This window comes from Bacillus sp. FAU20, from assembly GCF_056033865.1.
The window spans coordinates 742,969-760,123 of sequence record NZ_JBVYHY010000003.1; the positions used below are offsets into that span (position 1 = coordinate 742,969).

At 36.4% G+C, this 17,155-nt stretch carries 15 protein-coding genes; 14 read left to right on the top strand and 1 reads right to left on the bottom strand.

Annotated features, from left to right (window positions below):
- Window positions 1-147: 147 nt before the first annotated feature.
- The 3 genes from AC0OM3_RS04380 to AC0OM3_RS04390 all read left to right on the top strand — a co-directional run bounded on the left by AC0OM3_RS04380 (window position 148) and on the right by AC0OM3_RS04390 (window position 1,519).
- Complete coding sequence (locus tag AC0OM3_RS04380; protein ID WP_000872149.1) at window positions 148-648, top strand: YceD family protein; 501 nt, start codon at window positions 148-150, stop codon at window positions 646-648.
- 61 nt (window positions 649-709) lie between these two features.
- A complete protein-coding gene (gene rpmF / locus AC0OM3_RS04385; protein WP_001984764.1) occupies window positions 710-883 on the top strand; it encodes a 50S ribosomal protein L32 in 174 nt (57 codons plus the stop codon).
- Window positions 884-1,012: 129 nt separating this feature from the next.
- Window positions 1,013-1,519 (top strand): RsfA family transcriptional regulator, encoded by a 507-nt coding sequence (locus tag AC0OM3_RS04390; RefSeq protein ID WP_000246464.1) that lies wholly within the window; start codon window positions 1,013-1,015, stop codon window positions 1,517-1,519.
- 33 nt (window positions 1,520-1,552) lie between these two features.
- Here the strand turns inward: AC0OM3_RS04390 and AC0OM3_RS04395 are convergent, their stop codons facing one another.
- On the bottom strand, window positions 1,553-2,026 hold the full coding sequence (locus AC0OM3_RS04395; RefSeq protein ID WP_000506692.1) for an N-acetyltransferase: 474 nt from the start codon (window positions 2,024-2,026) through the stop codon (window positions 1,553-1,555).
- Window positions 2,027-2,319: 293 nt separating this feature from the next.
- On the opposite strand from AC0OM3_RS04395, the gene panE reads away from it, so the two are divergent.
- The 11 genes from panE (at window position 2,320) to murG (ending at window position 17,132) form a co-directional block, all read left to right on the top strand.
- Complete coding sequence (gene panE / locus AC0OM3_RS04400; protein ID WP_474211220.1) at window positions 2,320-3,204, top strand: 2-dehydropantoate 2-reductase; 885 nt, start codon at window positions 2,320-2,322, stop codon at window positions 3,202-3,204.
- Window positions 3,205-3,283: 79 nt separating this feature from the next.
- Entirely contained in the window at window positions 3,284-4,900 is a 1,617-nt protein-coding gene (bshC, locus tag AC0OM3_RS04405) for a bacillithiol biosynthesis cysteine-adding enzyme BshC (RefSeq protein WP_000403070.1), read from the top strand.
- 368 nt (window positions 4,901-5,268) lie between these two features.
- Window positions 5,269-6,201 carry a 16S rRNA (cytosine(1402)-N(4))-methyltransferase RsmH gene (gene rsmH / locus AC0OM3_RS04410; protein WP_000472508.1) on the top strand — a complete coding sequence of 311 codons (933 nt, stop codon included), beginning with the start codon at window positions 5,269-5,271 and terminating at the stop codon, window positions 6,199-6,201.
- 15 nt (window positions 6,202-6,216) lie between these two features.
- Window positions 6,217-6,579, top strand: coding sequence for a cell division protein FtsL (gene ftsL, locus AC0OM3_RS04415; protein ID WP_000182804.1), 363 nt, complete (start codon window positions 6,217-6,219; stop codon window positions 6,577-6,579).
- A gap of 21 nt (window positions 6,580-6,600) precedes the next feature.
- Window positions 6,601-8,751 (top strand): penicillin-binding protein, encoded by a 2,151-nt coding sequence (locus tag AC0OM3_RS04420; protein WP_000739955.1) that lies wholly within the window; start codon window positions 6,601-6,603, stop codon window positions 8,749-8,751.
- 81 nt (window positions 8,752-8,832) lie between these two features.
- Complete coding sequence (locus AC0OM3_RS04425; RefSeq protein ID WP_001266234.1) at window positions 8,833-10,749, top strand: stage V sporulation protein D; 1,917 nt, start codon at window positions 8,833-8,835, stop codon at window positions 10,747-10,749.
- A gap of 184 nt (window positions 10,750-10,933) precedes the next feature.
- Window positions 10,934-12,409: a UDP-N-acetylmuramoyl-L-alanyl-D-glutamate--2,6-diaminopimelate ligase gene (gene murE, locus AC0OM3_RS04430; RefSeq protein ID WP_000766317.1), complete on the top strand. Its 1,476-nt coding sequence runs from the start codon at window positions 10,934-10,936 to the stop codon at window positions 12,407-12,409.
- Between the two features lie 22 nt (window positions 12,410-12,431).
- On the top strand, window positions 12,432-13,406 hold the full coding sequence (mraY, locus tag AC0OM3_RS04435; protein ID WP_000893057.1) for a phospho-N-acetylmuramoyl-pentapeptide-transferase: 975 nt from the start codon (window positions 12,432-12,434) through the stop codon (window positions 13,404-13,406).
- Window positions 13,407-14,759 (top strand): UDP-N-acetylmuramoyl-L-alanine--D-glutamate ligase, encoded by a 1,353-nt coding sequence (gene murD, locus AC0OM3_RS04440; protein ID WP_000860130.1) that lies wholly within the window; start codon window positions 13,407-13,409, stop codon window positions 14,757-14,759.
- Window positions 14,760-14,849: 90 nt separating this feature from the next.
- Complete coding sequence (gene spoVE, locus AC0OM3_RS04445) at window positions 14,850-15,941, top strand: stage V sporulation protein E (RefSeq protein ID WP_000753519.1); 1,092 nt, start codon at window positions 14,850-14,852, stop codon at window positions 15,939-15,941.
- Window positions 15,942-16,037: 96 nt separating this feature from the next.
- Window positions 16,038-17,132: an undecaprenyldiphospho-muramoylpentapeptide beta-N-acetylglucosaminyltransferase gene (gene murG / locus AC0OM3_RS04450; RefSeq protein ID WP_001265422.1), complete on the top strand. Its 1,095-nt coding sequence runs from the start codon at window positions 16,038-16,040 to the stop codon at window positions 17,130-17,132.
- Window positions 17,133-17,155: the final 23 nt, after the last annotated feature.

Consider the following 17,155-nt stretch of genomic DNA (forward strand, 5'->3'; position numbering starts at 1 on the left):
TTGTCTAAAATAGAAAATATAGCTGGACAAAAACACACGTTTTAACACATAATGGACACAATGCTTCTTTAGAGGTGTAAAGAAAAAACATTGACAAATATAAAATGGCTAGCTATAATTTTGTTTGTTGCCTTGAGGTGATATGATATGAAATGGTCCATCCATCAATTGAATAAATTGAGAAATAAAGGATTGACATTGGATGAGATGGTAGATGTAAGTGAGCTAAAAGAGGTCGAGAAAGATATTCGTGAAATTAATCCTGTTCATGTAACGGGAAGAGTTGATTTTGGCTCCGGTAAGTTTACGTTTCATCTACATATAACTGGAAGCATGGTTTTACCATGTTCTCGCTCTTTAGTAGATGTGACATTACCATTTGACATTAAAACAACTGAGGTGTTCCAAACTTCACAAGAAGAATTTGAAACTGAAGCTGAAATTCACTCTTTAGAAGGAGAAGTACTTGACTTACTGCCCGTAATCAAGGAAAATATACTTTTGGAGATTCCAATGCAAATTTTCAGTGATGATGTTTCTGGTGGAGCACCGACGCAAGGTCAAGACTGGCAAGTGATTTCGGAAGAAGACAAAGAAAAGACTGTTGATCCAAGATTGGCAGGACTTGCAAAGTTTTTTGACAAATAATCGGAAGACTGGTTCAGGCCTTCATATGAAAATAACTATTTCTTTTAAGGAGGTGGGAAGAATGGCTGTACCTTTTAGAAGAACTTCTAAAACAGTAAAAAGAAAGCGTCGTACGCATTTCAAATTATCAGTACCTGGTATGGTAGAGTGCCCAAGCTGTGGTGAAGCGAAATTAGCTCACCGTGTATGTAAAGCATGCGGTACTTACAAAGGTAAAGAAGTAATCAGCAAGTAATTGCGGGAAAATAAACGCAGAAGATATCTTCTGCGTTTATTTTTTTTGTCTTAATCTTTAGTTGTTGTATTCTATCTTTTCTAGTAACTGCATATGCTTAATAAAAAATGCATAGGGAGGACTAGAGAGATGGCGACAACAAGACAAGATGCTTGGACTGATGATGAAGATTTGCTTCTGGCAGAAGTAGTACTCCGGCATATTCGAGAAGGTGGAACACAACTTTCTGCCTTTAAGGAAGTGGGAAAAAATTTATCTCGTACACCAGCAGCATGTGGGTTTAGATGGAATTCTTACGTAAGAAAGCAATTTAAAGAACGTATTGAGGAAGCAAAGCAACTTCGTAAAGTAGAAAATTATGAAGTGAAAGAGACAAAGGTGTTAGAACCTATGTCAATTACGTTGAATGATGTTATTGATTTCTTGCAAAATTATAAAGATGAAAACTCTTTAACGGTGTTGCAACAACAAGTTGAATCATTACAAACAGAAAGAGAGCGTCTTCTGGAGCGGTTATCAGTATATGAAGAAGAGTATAGAACATTACTTGATTATATCGATCAAAAAAGAAGTGTAATGGTAGCGGAAAGAAACAATGCTCGCTCGAATGAGAAGTTAGAGAAGCTTAAGAAATAAAAAACAGCTGTTATACAGCTGTTTTTTTATTTCTTAAGCTGATTCTTCATTTGTAACCGCATTCAAATTTGCTTCTGGATGCCAAATATAAAAATCTCCATCAGTTACTGATACGGGATTGAAATTTAATTTATCCCAAAAACCAGCTGAATGAATACGTGCTATCGTTTTAATAGGGAATTGCATTTGTTTCGCATGATTTACAAGCATTTGCCCGAATCCTTGTTTTTGAAAAGTTGGTAATACTTCAAGTTTATAAAGTTCGAGGTAGGGACCTGTAATTTCGAATGGTTCTCCGCCATTTCTTTTCATATATAGACTCATACGTGCAATTAGTGATCCACCGTAATAAATACCGTAAAATGGAGATTCACTGTCGTTTTCAATAATGTTTGCTTGTAATTCTTCCAGCATAGATAGTTCCTGGGCTCCGCACCCTTTAAATTTTTTGAATTCATCTAACGTTTTATAATTGATGAGCAAGCGCTCAACTTTTGGGAATCCCATTACATCACATCCTTTTCTTGTCTCGTTGAATGCAGAAAAGTAAAAATATTTACAATAATATTATAACTCATTTTTTTATTTTTATGAAGAAGATAGTATATTTCTTTTTTTATTTTTTTGAGGATTTGCTAAACTAAGAGTAGAAGCGTATTAATAGGTAGTACATACATAGTGAAAAATGAGAGTGTATTTGTTGGGCAAAGGACAGCGGAATTATAGGGCGTGCTCATGTGCTTTAAAAAGATATAAAGGGGGGAAGGCAAGGGCACTTAATGTGAATTCCTTGTGTGAAAATGAAAATTGGAATTGTCGGACCAGGTGCTATTGGTCTATTGTATACATTTTATTTACAAAAAAATAACCAAGATGTTACGTTGTTTACTAGGACGGCTAAGCAGGCGGAAGAATTGAAGGAAACAGGTGTAACTTGTATTAGAGATGGAAGATGTGAAACAGTATATCCATCTGTTTTACCGATAGAAAGTATGGTAGCGCAAAATTTAGATTATATATTTGTTGCTGTGAAGCAATATCATATAGATGACATACTACCGTTTGTGGAAGGGGCATCATCATTAATCTTTTTGCAAAACGGAATGTCGCATCTTCAAAAGATGCTGAACATAGGGAGTGAAAATATAGCTGTTGGTATTGTAGAACATGGTGCGAAAAAAGAGGGAGGGCATATCGTTCATCATACTGGGATAGGGGTAACAAAATTTGGAGTGGTTTGTGGTCAATCTATACATTTTAAAAAAATATTCAATTATTTTCCTGTTGCTTATTTTCCAGTTCAAATAGAAACGGATTGGGAAGAGATTATGCACAAAAAATTAGTAGTAAATGTATGTATCAATCCGTTGACAGCATTATTGGGAGTTAAGAATGGTGAATTAATCACGAATCGTTTTTTTTATCAAATGATGGAGCAAGTGTTTCAGGAGGTCGCATTTCTTATTAAAGGAGAAAAAGAAATGATATGGCAAATGGTACGAAATGTGTGTGAAGGAACGTCTCGTAATACATCCTCTATGTTAGCGGATGTAAGAGCGAATAGACAGACGGAAATTAATGCGATTGTTGGATATGTATTAGAAGAAGCTAAGAAACAGCAACGAACAGCTCCGGTACTTCAATTTTTGTTCGATGCAATAAAAGGTTTAGAAACAAGAGTATAAGTGTTATTCTTTGCTTTTACGTGAAACATTGACTACAATGTGGATTGGTGAGAGAACTGGATACGAAAGGAAGAATTATATGGAGATAAAAGAAATCTCTGTTCCGCAACAAGGTGTTGTAGCGGACTATATGAACGGTAAAAAAGAGATACAGTCATGTTTTGATTATGTGTTAACAGAAGATGCTTTTAAACAACGTTTACATGATTTGCGTGAAAGGGAGTTTTTCCGCCAAGATTTAGTAGCGCATTTATTAGAATATAATACAAAATTACAAGCGGGAGAATCTACAATTCAAAATGTAAAAGCGCTTGGAGATGAAAATACATATGTTGTTATAGCTGGACAACAAGCGGGGTTATTAACTGGACCGCTTTATACAATTCATAAAGTTATTTCAATTTTACAGCTTGCAAAGGAAAAGGAAGTAAGTTTAGGAGTTAAAGTTGTCCCTGTCTTCTGGATTGCGGGTGAAGACCATGATATGGATGAGATTAACCATACTTTCGTAGCAAAAAATAAAAAGTTGAAAAAAACAATTTTTTATGACCGTAATCCGAAAAAGGCGAGTGCTTCTGAGTCTGAACTTTCTGTTGAAGATTGTAGAAATTGGATTGAAGAGATTTTTAAAACATACCCAGAAACAAATTTTACGAAGGATGTATTAAAATTTGTTGATGATGCTTTGAAAAAATCGAATACGTATGTAGATTTCTTTGCTCATCTTATTACGAAAATCTTTGCTAATTCTGGTTTAATCCTTGTTGATTCACATCATCCTGAATTAAGAAAGTTAGAAATTCCATTTTTTAAGCGAGTTATAAGTAAGTATAAAGAGGTACAAGAGGGCCTTCGAAATCAGCAGGAAGTAATTAAAGAACTAGGATACAAACCGATTATTGAAACGAAGTCTCATGCAGTGCATATATTCATGGAAATAAATAATGAACGAGTATTGCTTGAAGAGCATCAAGGTAAGTTTGTTGGAAAGGATGGGGCGCATTCCTTTTCATACGAAGAGTTGATTGAAGAGATGGAGAGAAATCCGGCGCGTTTTAGTAATAACGTTGTAACACGTCCTCTTATGCAAGAGTATGTATTTCCTACGCTCGCATTTATTGGAGGTCCAGGAGAATTAGCTTATTGGAGTGAATTACAACAAGTATTCCATACTGTCGGTTTTCAAATGCCACCTGTCGTTCCTCGTCTTACAATTACTTATATGGAGAGAGATATAGCGACAGATTTATTTGATTTGCAATTGAGAGAAAGTGATCCATTTTTAAATGATGTCGATAAATTGCGTGAAAACTGGTTGTCCAATCAAATAGAGGAACCGATTGATGATCATTTTGAAAAGGCGAAAAAAGAAATTGCTGATATTCATACATCTTTACAGCAATTTGTAAAGAAAATAGAGCCAGGGTTAGGTGCGTTTGCAGGGAAAAACGAATTGAAAATTAATGAACAAATTGAACTGCTGGAAAGAATGTTGAAAAGAAATGTTGAGAAAAAGTATGAGGTTCAGCTAAATAAATTCCGTCGTATACAATTCGCACTTCGTCCATTAGGTGCACCACAAGAACGTGTGTGGAATGTATGTTATTATTTAAATCAGTTTGGTTTGGATTTCGTTGATCGTGTAATGGAAAACCCTTTTTCTTGGGACGGAAAACATCATGTTATAAAACTATAAAATCTTGCTCTTTGGAGCAGGATTTTATTTTTATTCCGTTGAATTTACTGTGAAGTGATTTTTTTCTGAATTATCAATCAAAAAATGTTGGATATGGTAATTGTGCTGGATACTTAAATATATGACAAAATAGCACAAAATGTAAACGTATTATTCGCTTTTTCGACAGTTTTTTATTTAAATTCCCGCAAAAGATGATAAAATTTAGTATATAATAAAAGAAAATAGCGATTTGTATAGTATGTTGCCTTTGTTGGTAAGTTAAATGAGTCGTTCTTTCGTATTATTTCATTCTCTAAGCGTGAAATATGTGTTTAGAGGAAGGGATACATTCAACATAATTAATTGGAAAAAGAGTAGGTGCAACAATGTTTAAACACGTAACAGTGCTTTTAAAGGAAACAGTAGACGGCTTAGATATAAAGCCAGATGGTACATATGTAGATTGTACACTGGGGGGAGGAGGACATAGTTCTTATTTATTATCCCAATTAACTGAAGGTGGAAAATTAATAGCGTTTGATCAAGATGAGATAGCGATTCAAAACGCGAAAGAAAAGTTCTCTTCATACGGTGAACAGTTTATAACAGTAAAGAGTAACTTCCGTTATTTAGCTGAAAAACTGCAGGAAATAGGTATAACAGAAGTAGACGGTATTTTATTTGATTTAGGTGTTTCATCCCCACAATTAGATACACCAGAACGAGGCTTTAGTTATCATCATGATGCACCGCTAGATATGCGGATGGATCAAGATGCCCCATTAACAGCGTATGATGTTGTAAATAGCTGGTCATATGAACAACTTGTAAGGATTTTCTTCCAATACGGTGAAGAAAAATTTTCAAAACAAATTGCAAGAAAAATTGAAGCTTATCGTGAGAATAAAGCTATTGAAACGACAGGAGAATTAGTAGAGCTAATTAAAGAAGGTATTCCGGCTCCAGCTCGTAGAACGGGTGGGCATCCTGCTAAGCGAGTGTTTCAGGCAATTCGTATAGCTGTAAATGATGAATTAAAAGTATTTGAAGAAGCATTGGAATCTGCTATTGAGATGGTTAAGCCAGGTGGAAGGGTTAGTGTTATAACATTCCATTCATTAGAAGATCGTATTTGTAAAACAACGTTTAAGCGAAATAGTACAACGCCACAATTGCCGCCAGGATTACCGATTATTCCTGATGAATTTAAGCCGAAATTAAAGCTTATTACAAGAAAACCGATTTTACCTTCTGATATAGAGCTAGAAGAAAATAATCGTGCGCGTTCTGCGAAGTTGAGAATCGCTGAAAAACGATAAAAGGGAGAGAGAGGTATGACTAATTTAGCTGTAAAGTACAAACAACAAGCGCAAGAAGAGGTGCAAATTCAAACGCCCCCACAGCAGATGGCTAAGCCGAAGGTTAAAGCGAAAATTACAAGAATCGAAAAATTGTTGTATGTAGCGTTTATTGGCTTTTTATTGTATGCCTGTGTCGCGTTTATTGGAAATAAAGCAGGCCTTTATCAAGTTAATGTAGAAGCAGCGACGATAGAAGAAAAAATTGTACAGCAGCAAAAAGAAAATCAAGAATTACAAGCTGAAGTAGAGAAGTTAAGTCGCTATGAACGAATCGCTGAAGTTGCAAAAAAACACGGGCTAGAAATTAATGCGAATAATGTGAAAGGCCTCAAATAAGGCAATAGGTGTGAAGGAACGATGAAGAAGAATATGACTAAATTTCATACCAATAAGGGAGCAGGTTATTTTATGATATTTTTCCTCCTGCTCTTTTTGCTGTTATTAGCCCGATTTTTTTACATACAATCAACAGGAACAGTTCATAATCAGGATTTAGATGCACTTGCTAAACAAAAGCATAGTAAAAAAGGAGTTCTTGAAGCGAACCGAGGAACTATTTATGATCAAAACGGTCATGTGTTAGCGCAAGACGCAAACTCTTATAAAATAGTAGCTGCGCTAAAAGGAGCTAACTCTGTTGAGAATAAAGAAGATACTGCAAAGAAAATTGCAGGAGTACTTGGAAAAGGCGAAGAGGATATTTTAGCTTCTTTAAATAAGGAAGGTAGAAGTCAAGTCGAATTTGGAACGTTAGGTAAGGATTTGACGAAAGAAAAGAAGGAACAAATAGAAGCGTTGAAGTTGCCAGGAATATCTTTTATTACAGAAAATGCAAGGGTGTATCCAAACGGTGATTTTGCATCTTACGTTATAGGTCATGCAAAACCAAATGAGAATGGAACCTCGGTAGGTCAATTTGGCATAGAGAAAAGCTTGGATAAATACTTAAGTGCTTCCAATGGAGAAGTAGCATATACAGGTGATCGTAAAGGTGTGTCCCTTGATGGTGGAAAAGTTAATGTAAAGGCACCTAAAAATGGAGATAACGCGTATTTGACAATTGATCAACGTGTCCAAAGTTATTTAGAAGATGCGATGAAAGCAGCAAGTAAGCAATATGAGCCAGAAAGTTTAATAGGGATTGTTGCAGATCCGAAAACCGGAAAAATATTAGCGATGTCTACTAAACCTAGTTATGACCCTAATGATCGCCAAATTAAATATTTCTTCAATGACGCAATTGCCAATGCATTTGAACCTGGATCAACAATGAAAATTTTCACGTTAGCGGCAGCTATTAATGAAGGTGTGTACAAAGGACAAGATTATTATCAATCTGGGACATATCAAGTCGGAAATAGGAAAATAAAAGATCATAACGGCGGTGCTGGTTGGGGCTCTATCACGTTTGATGAAGGGGTAGAGCGTTCTTCAAACGTAGCGTTTGCAATTTTAGGAGATCAAAAACTTGGTCCAGAACGTTTCCGAAAATATATTCATAGTTTTGGATTAGATGAAAAAACGAACATTGATTTATCAGGTGAAGGATCGAATACAATTTTATTTGATCAGCAAATACAACAAGTGACAACAGCTTTTGGACAAGGTTCCACTGTAACACCAATTCAGCTTGTACAAGCTGCAACGGCCATTGCAAATGATGGAAAAATGATGAAACCTTATGCAATTGATAAAATTGTAGACCCAATAACAGACAAAGTAAAATTAGAACATAAGCCAGAAGAAGTAGGAAAACCTGTTACAAAGGAAACAGCAGCGCAAGTAAGACAGTTATTAGAACGTGTTGTTACATCTCCGAAAGGTACAGGGACAGCTTATAAAATTGATGGATATTCAGTTGGTGGTAAAACAGGTACAGCGCAAATTCCGGATGGAAAAGGGGGCTATATGACAGGAAGACAGAATTATATATTCTCATTCTTAGGTATGGCACCAATGGACGATCCACAACTTGTTGTGTATGTAGCTGTTAAACAGCCGAAATTAAAAGATGATGAGAACGGTGCACAACCTTTAGCTGATATTTTTAAATATGTAACAAAAAATAGTTTAGAGTATTTAAAGATTAAGCCAAATGAAGTGAAAGATCCGAAAAAACATCTGAAAGAACAACAAACTACTGTTCCAGATGTAACTGGTAAAACGATGGCTGAAGCGGGGAAAGCGATTGATAAAGCAAAACTTCGTCCAATCGTACTAGGTGAAGGGAAAGTACAGCAACAAGTACCAAAAGCGACTGAACAAACATTAAAAGGCGACCGAGTCTTCTTGGTAGGAGATAAGCCTACAATGCCAAATATACAAGGATGGGCACTGCGTGATGTTATGAATTTAGCGAAGACATTACAGCTTAACTTGAAACCTTCTGGTACAGGATACGTAACAGAACAAAGTGTGGCGGAAGGAACATTATTACAACCTGGTACAGAATTAGGTGTCACACTCGTACCGCCACTCGAACCACAGCAAGAAGCAGAAAAGCCGTAATGGTAAAAGAGAATAAGTTCTAATTAAATAAGTACAAGCATATATTGGAACAAGCTAGGCGTAAGGGAGGCTTGTTCCGATATGCGTGTATCAAATGTAACAGTTAGAAAACGACTTATTTTTATACTTATATCAGGTATACTTATTTTCACTATTATCGATATTCGTCTTGGATATGTGCAATTTTTTCTTGGGAATATGTTAACGGATCGTGCGAAAGATTCATGGAGTCGTAATATTACTTTTGAACCCGAACGTGGGAAAATTTTAGACCGAAATGGTGTGGAACTTGCCACGAATAAAAGTGCTCCAACTGTCTTTGTTGTACCGAGGCAAATTGAAAAACCAGCAGAGACTGCAGAGAAGTTAGCTGCAGTATTAGGTGTGGAAAAAGATGAGATTTATAAAAGGATTACAAAAAAAGAATCAATTGTAAGGTTAGATAAAGGCGGAAGGAAAATATCACATGACAAAGCGAAAGAAGTACGAGGATTAAGTTTGAAGGGCGTGTATATCGCAGAGGATTCTATCCGGTACTATCCATTTGGAAACTTTTTATCACATGTATTAGGTTTTGCAGGTAGCGATAACCAAGGTCTTATGGGACTAGAGAAATATTATGATAAAGAGCTAAATGGGGACAAAGGTCATGTGCGTTTTTTTGCAGATGCGAAAGGACAAAGGATGCCTAATGTTGGTGATGATTTCAAAAAACCAGAAGCTGGTTTAAATTTAGGATTAACAATCGATGCGCGTATTACAAGGATTATGGAAAGAGAAATGAATATTGCGGAGTCAACTTATAATCCTGACGGTATGATTGCGATTGCAATGAATCCTAAAAATGGTGAAATTTTAGGCATGTCTAGTCGACCGAGTTTTGACCCAGCGGATTTTCAAAGTGTCTCTCCAGAAGTGTATAACAGAAATCTACCTGTATGGAGTACGTATGAGCCTGGTTCAACATTTAAGATCATTACATTAGCTGCAGCATTGAATGAAAATTTAGTAGACTTAGAGAAGGATACGTTTTATGATGATGGAGCAGCTGAAGTAGGTGGAGCTAGATTGAAATGCTGGAAAGCAGGAGGTCATGGCAGTCAAACGTTTTTAGAAGTCGTTCAAAACTCATGTAACCCGGGATTTATTGAACTTGGTGATCGCCTTGGTAAAGACCGATTATTTAAATACATTCGTAATTTTGGTTTTGGGCAGAAGACTGGAATTGACTTGCAAGGTGAAGGCAGTGGGATTTTATTTAATTTAGATAAAGTTGGTCCAGTAGAGCAAGCAACAACTTCATTCGGCCAAGGGGTTTCTGTTACACCGATTCAACAAGTAGCAGCTGTAGCGGCGGCTGTAAATGGTGGAACATTGTATCAGCCGTATATAGCTAAGGAGTTTATTGATCCGAAAAATAATCAAGTTGTTAGTAAAAAGACACCTGTTGAGAAAAGAAAAGTTATTTCCAAGGAAACTTCAGAAAAAGTTCGTTATGCATTAGAGAATGTTGTAGCGAAAGGTTCTGGTAAAGGTGCTTATATTGATGGGTATCGTGTAGGTGGAAAAACGGGTACTGCTCAAAAGGTGAAAGATGGTAAATATTTAGAGAATAATTATATAGTATCTTTTATCGGATTTGCTCCAGCGGATGATCCAGAGATTGTTGTGTATGTAGCTGTTGATAATCCAAAAGGGGTTACACAGTTTGGTGGAGTGGTAGCAGCTCCAATTGTCGGGAATATCCTTCGAGATGCGCTTCCTGTTATGGGAGTGAAACCGAGAAAAGAACAAGTTGAGAAAGAATATAAATGGGGCGATACACCAACTGTAGAAGTTCCGAATTTAATTGGAATGAAAAAGAAAGACTTACAAACACAACTCGTCGATTTGAAGCTTGATATAAGTGGAGATGGAGAGAAAGTAATTAAACAATCACCAGAAGCGGGAGCTAAAGTAAAAGAAGGCTCAAAAATTAGAATTTACTTCGGGAATTAAAGGTAACATAGTACGTTTTATGGTACAATTGGTGGAAGTGAGTTCTTTATAGAACAGTTACTTAATTTGAGACAGTAAGTGTCTCATTCATAAATAGGTCAGTAGCACTTACCTCCTTATATAGGAGGTAATGTGTTGCTTACTGAAAAAAGATAAATAAACAATGTAGAGAGGGTTTAGTGAAATGAAGTTGCATACACTTGTATCATGTTTGCATGATTTTCCAGTTGTTCCAAAAGAAAATCCAGAAATCACATCTATAGAAGCTGATTCACGTAAAGTGAAAGAGGGAAGCTTATTTGTATGTATGAAAGGATATACGGTTGATAGCCATGATTTTGCTAAGCAAGCAGCGGCACAAGGAGCGGCTGCTATTGTTGCGGAAAGACCAATTGATGTTGACGTTCCAGTTGTACTTGTGAAAAATACTTTTCGTTCGTTAGCGGTTTTAGCTGATTATTTTTATGGTCAACCGACACACAAGTTACATTTAATCGGAATTACAGGTACAAATGGAAAGACAACAACATCGCATATTATGGATGAGATTATGCGAGCACATGGTCATAAAACAGGGCTAATTGGAACGATTAATATGAAAATCGGTGATGAAACATTTGAGGTGAAAAATACAACACCAGATGCACTAACACTTCAACAGACGTTTTCAAAAATGGTTGAACAAGGTGTGGACAGCACGGTAATGGAGGTCTCGTCACATGCGTTAGATCTTGGTCGTGTACACGGATGTGATTACGATGTAGCGGTGTTTACGAATTTAACACAAGATCATTTAGACTATCATAAAACGATGGAAGAATATAAACATGCAAAAGGGTTACTATTTGCACAGCTTGGCAATAGTTATAATCATAATCGTGAAAAGTACGCTGTGCTGAATAGCGATGATAATGTAACAGAAGAGTATATGAGAAGTACTGCAGCAACAGTTGTAACATATGGTATTGATACAACAAGTGACATTATGGCAAAAAATATCGTTATGACGAGTGGCGGGACTACATTTACGCTTGTCACACCGTATGAAAGTGTAAATGTTACGATGAAATTAATAGGTAAATTTAATGTATATAACGTACTTGCAGCAACAGCAGCAGGACTTGTTTCGGGTGTGAAATTAGAAACAATCATTGCTGTTATAAAGGAACTAGCTGGGGTTCCAGGGCGTTTTGAAGTTGTTGATGGAGGGCAAAATTATACAGTTATTGTTGATTACGCACATACGCCGGATAGTTTAGAAAATGTATTAAAAACTGCGAAACAATTTGCAAAAGGTGATGTGTATTGTATCGTTGGTTGTGGCGGCGATAGGGACCGGACGAAGAGACCGATAATGGCAAGTGTTGCAACAAAATATGCAACTCATGCAATTTACACATCAGATAATCCAAGAAGTGAAGATCCAGCGGTTATTTTAGATGATATGGTACATGGTGCACGTGGAAATAATTATGAAGTGATTATTGATAGAAAAGAAGCGATACACCATGCAATCGCTAAAGCGAAAGCAGATGATATCATTATTATTGCTGGTAAGGGTCATGAAACGTATCAAATTATTGGTAAAGAAGTTCATCATTTTGATGATCGTGAAGTTGCAAAAGAAGCAATTACAGGGCGTTTAAACAACGAAGAGTAACAACGTGAGAGGAGGACTACATGTGCTTGAGCAAGGTTTATTAGTAACGGCTGGGGTAGCATTCTTAATTTCTGTTGCCCTTTCGCCATTGTTTATTCCATTTTTAAGAAAATTAAAGTTCGGACAGAGTATTCGTGATGAGGGACCGAAGTCACATCAAAAAAAATCAGGGACACCGACAATGGGTGGTATCGTCATATACGTATCTATGATGGTAACTTCACTTATTATGGCGATTAAGTTTAATCATTTAGGTGCAGAGGTTTCGTTATTACTATTAGTGACATTTGGTTACGGATTGATCGGATTTTTAGATGACTACATAAAGGTAGTTAAGAAGAGAAATCTTGGTTTAACATCAAAACAAAAATTAGTAGGTCAGCTTGTTATTGCTATTGCATTCTTTTTAATTGGAAAAGGGCAAGCGTTCCACACATACATCATGATTCCAGGAACGGATGTTAAGTTTGAATTAGGTTGGGCGTATTTTGTACTTGTACTATTTATGCTTATTGGTGGATCGAATGCAGTTAACTTAACTGACGGTTTAGATGGTTTATTATCAGGAACAGCTGCTATTGCATTTGGAGCATTTAGTATTATTGCTGTGGCACAAGAGCAATTTGGAGTAGCGATATTCTGTATGGCAGTTGTAGGAGCTGTACTTGGATTTTTAGTATTCAATGCGAATCCAGCAAAAGTGTTTATGGGAGATACAGGTTCATTAGCTTTAGGTGGAGCCATTGCAGCTGTAGCGATTTTATTAAAACAAGAATTGCTACTTGTAATTATTGGCGGAGTATTCGTAATGGAAACTTTATCGGTTATCATTCAGGTCATTTCATTTAAAACAACAGGAAAACGTGTCTTTAAAATGAGTCCATTACACCATCATTATGAATTATGTGGTTGGTCAGAGTGGCGTGTTGTTGTGACGTTTTGGTCTGCAGGATTTTTATTAGCTGTGTTAGGAATTTATATCGGGGTGTGGATGTAATTGAAAACTGTAACTGAATTTCAAAATAAGAATATTCTTGTATTAGGCATTGCAAAAAGTGGTTATGCAGCAGCTACATTGTTACAAAAGTTAGGGGCAAATGTTATTGTAAATGACGGAAAGCCTTTAGCAGAGAATGTACTTGCTGCAGAATTACAAGCAAAAGGAATGGACGTTGTATGCGGTGGACATCCTTTAGAATTATTAGAGAGAAATATTTCTCTTGTAGTAAAAAATCCAGGAATCCCGTATTCTAATCAAATACTAGTTGCTGCGAAAGAAAAGCAAATTCCGATTGTTACGGAAGTTGAATTAGCATATCGTATTTCAGAAGCACCATTTGTTGGGATTACGGGGTCTAACGGTAAAACGACGACGACAATGCTGACATTTGAAATGCTAAAAGAAGGACAAAAGCATCCTGTAATTGCAGGGAACATTGGAACTGTAGCGTGTGAAGTAGCACAGGATGCAAAAGAAAATGAAGTTGTAGTTACAGAACTTTCATCGTTTCAATTGATGGGAGTAGAATTGTTCCAACCTAAAATTGCTGCGTTTTTAAATTTATTTGAGGCCCACTTAGATTATCATGGGACGAAGAAAGAATATGGTTTAGCGAAAGCAAATATTTTTAAAAATCAAACAGAAAATGATTATAGTGTAATAAATGCGGATGATGCAGATGTGATGGCTTTGTCTGCGTATTCTAAAGGTCAAAAAATCCTGTTTTCGACAACGAAAGAAATTGAAGATGGCGCGTGTATAAAAGATAACGCTCTTTATTTCAAAGGTGAAAAAGTTGTTGAAGTAAGCGATATCGTTTTACCTGGTCAACATAATCTAGAAAATATTTTAGCTGCGATGAGTATTGCGAAATTATTAGGTACTTCTAATGAAGCAATTACGGTCGTGTTAAAACGTTTTACGGGTGTAAAACATCGTTTGGAATATGTAACAACGATTAACAACCGTAAGTTTTATAATGATTCAAAAGCAACGAATATGTTAGCGACTGAGAAAGCACTATCTGCGTTTACACAACCGATTGTGTTACTAGCAGGTGGGCTTGATCGAGGAAATGAATTCGATGATTTAATTCCGTATTTCAAAAATGTAAAAGCGATTGTAACATTTGGACAAACAGCTCCTAAACTAGTAAGAGCGGCAGAAAAAGCGGGATTAGATATAATTGAAAGTGTCGATACTTTAGATGAAGCAGTGGTGAAAGCTTATGCTCATTCTAAAGATGGTGATGTCGTTCTTCTTTCTCCAGCGTGTGCAAGCTGGGATCAATTTAAAACATTTGAAGAAAGAGGAGACATTTTTATACAAGCTGTGCATAAACTTATATAAAGTAAATCAAAACATCAGTAGGCTAACACCTACTGATGTTTTGTTACATAGGGCAAAAGGTTCTGCCTAAAGAGGTGGTGTTTGTGGGTAATGAAGAAAACGCCTGATTTTATTCTCATCATCGTAACACTTTCATTGTTGACAATCGGAATGATTATGGTTTATAGTGCGAGTGCAGTTTGGGCCTCTTATAAAATGGGGGACTCATTCTTTTTTGCAAAAAGACAATTACTGTTTGCGGGTCTTGGTGTAGTAGCTATGTTTTTTATTATGAAAATTGATTATTGGGTGTGGCGTACGTATTCAAAAGTGATTTTGCTAGTTTGCTTCATTCTTCTTATTCTCGTTCTTATTCCTGGAGTAGGTCTTGTTCGAGGAGGAGCACGAAGTTGGATTGGAATCGGTGCATTTTCGATTCAACCGTCAGAATTTATGAAGTTTGCGATGATTATTTTCTTGGCAAAGTTTTTAGCAGAACGGCAAAAATTGATTACATCTTTTAAACGTGGTTTATTACCGGCACTTAGTTTTGTGTTTCTTGCTTTTGGGATGATTATGTTACAACCAGACCTTGGGACAGGAACGGTAATGGTTGGGACATGTATCATTATGATATTTATTTCGGGAGCGAGGGTCTTTCACTTTGCAATGTTTGGTTTGATTGGTGTAGCAGGATTTATAGGGTTAATTGCATCAGCACCGTATCGAATGAAACGCATTACATCATATTTAGATCCGTGGTCAGATCCGCTCGGAAGTGGATTTCAAATTATCCAATCATTACTCGCAATTGGACCTGGTGGATTATTTGGGCTTGGACTTGGACAAAGTAGACAAAAATTCCTTTATTTACCCGAACCACAAACTGACTTTATATTTGCAATCTTATCCGAGGAATTAGGTTTTATTGGCGGTTCATTTGTGTTATTATTATTTAGTCTATTATTATGGCGCGGGATTCGTATCGCATTAGGAGCGCCAGATTTATATGGTACGTTTTTAGCAGTAGGTATTGTGGCGATGATTGCGATTCAAGTAATGATTAATGTTGGTGTTGTAACAGGACTGATGCCTGTTACGGGTATTACCTTGCCGTTTTTAAGTTATGGTGGATCAAGTTTGACATTAATGTTAATGGCAGTAGGTGTATTATTAAATATAAGTCGCCATTCTCGCTACTAAACCCTGTTTATAAGACAGGGTTTTTCGTATGTGTGTAAAAATGCAATATGTATATAGAAATAAATATAATGGAAATAAGAAGCGGAGGAGTTAGTAGTGCGTGTATTAGTGAGTGGTGGGGGTACTGGTGGTCATATTTATCCAGCTCTTGCTTTAATTAGAGAAATAAAAAAGTTAAATCCAGAAGCAAGATTTTTATATATTGGTACGGAAAATGGACTAGAGAGTACAATCGTTCCAAAAGCAGGTGTACCATTTCAATCTATTGTTATAAGTGGATTTAAACGAAAAATATCATTAGATAATGTGAAAACAGTAATGCGTTTTCTAAAAGGTGTACAGGATAGTAAACGATATATCCGTCGTTTTAATCCTGATATCGTAATTGGAACGGGTGGCTATGTATGTGGGCCAGTTGTATACGCTGCAGCCAAATTAGGTATTCCAACTATTGTACACGAACAAAATAGTGTACCAGGTGTAACGAATAAATTTTTAAGCCGTTATGTAAATAAAGTTGCTGTTTGTTTTGAAGCAGCTATAGAGCATTTTCCAGAGTCAAAAGTGGTAATGACAGGTAATCCGCGGGCATCAGAGGTAATGGATCAAAATGGAATGAAAGGGAAACGTTCAGTTGGGCTTTCTCTTCCTAAAAAGTCTGTACTTATATTTGGTGGAAGTCGTGGGGCTAGACCGATTAACGATGCCTTCGTTGAAGCAATTGAACAGTTTGGGAACAAAAGCTACGAAATACTATATGTAACAGGTGAAGTACATTATGACAAAGTGATGGAAGCCGTTAAGCAAAAAGGGAACCCAAGCAATGTTATTATTAAGCCGTTCATTCATAATATGCCAGAGGTACTAACTGGTGTAGACCTTGTTGTTTCAAGGGCTGGGGCAACAACACTTGCAGAATTAACAGCGTTAGGAAAACCAAGTGTGTTAATACCGAGTCCGTATGTAACCAATAATCATCAGGAAAAGAATGCACGTTCAGTTGTTGATAAAGGAGCGGCAAAAATGTTACTTGAAAAAGATTTAACAGCTGAAACACTTATTCGTGATATTGATGAGATTTTATTAGATGCACAAACATTACAAAATATGAAGCTAGCTGCTAAGCAACTAGGTATTCCAGATGCAGCAAATAAGCTGTATGAAGTAATGAATAAGCTTGTAAAAAAATAAAGTGAGGCTTTAATCAGTGGGGA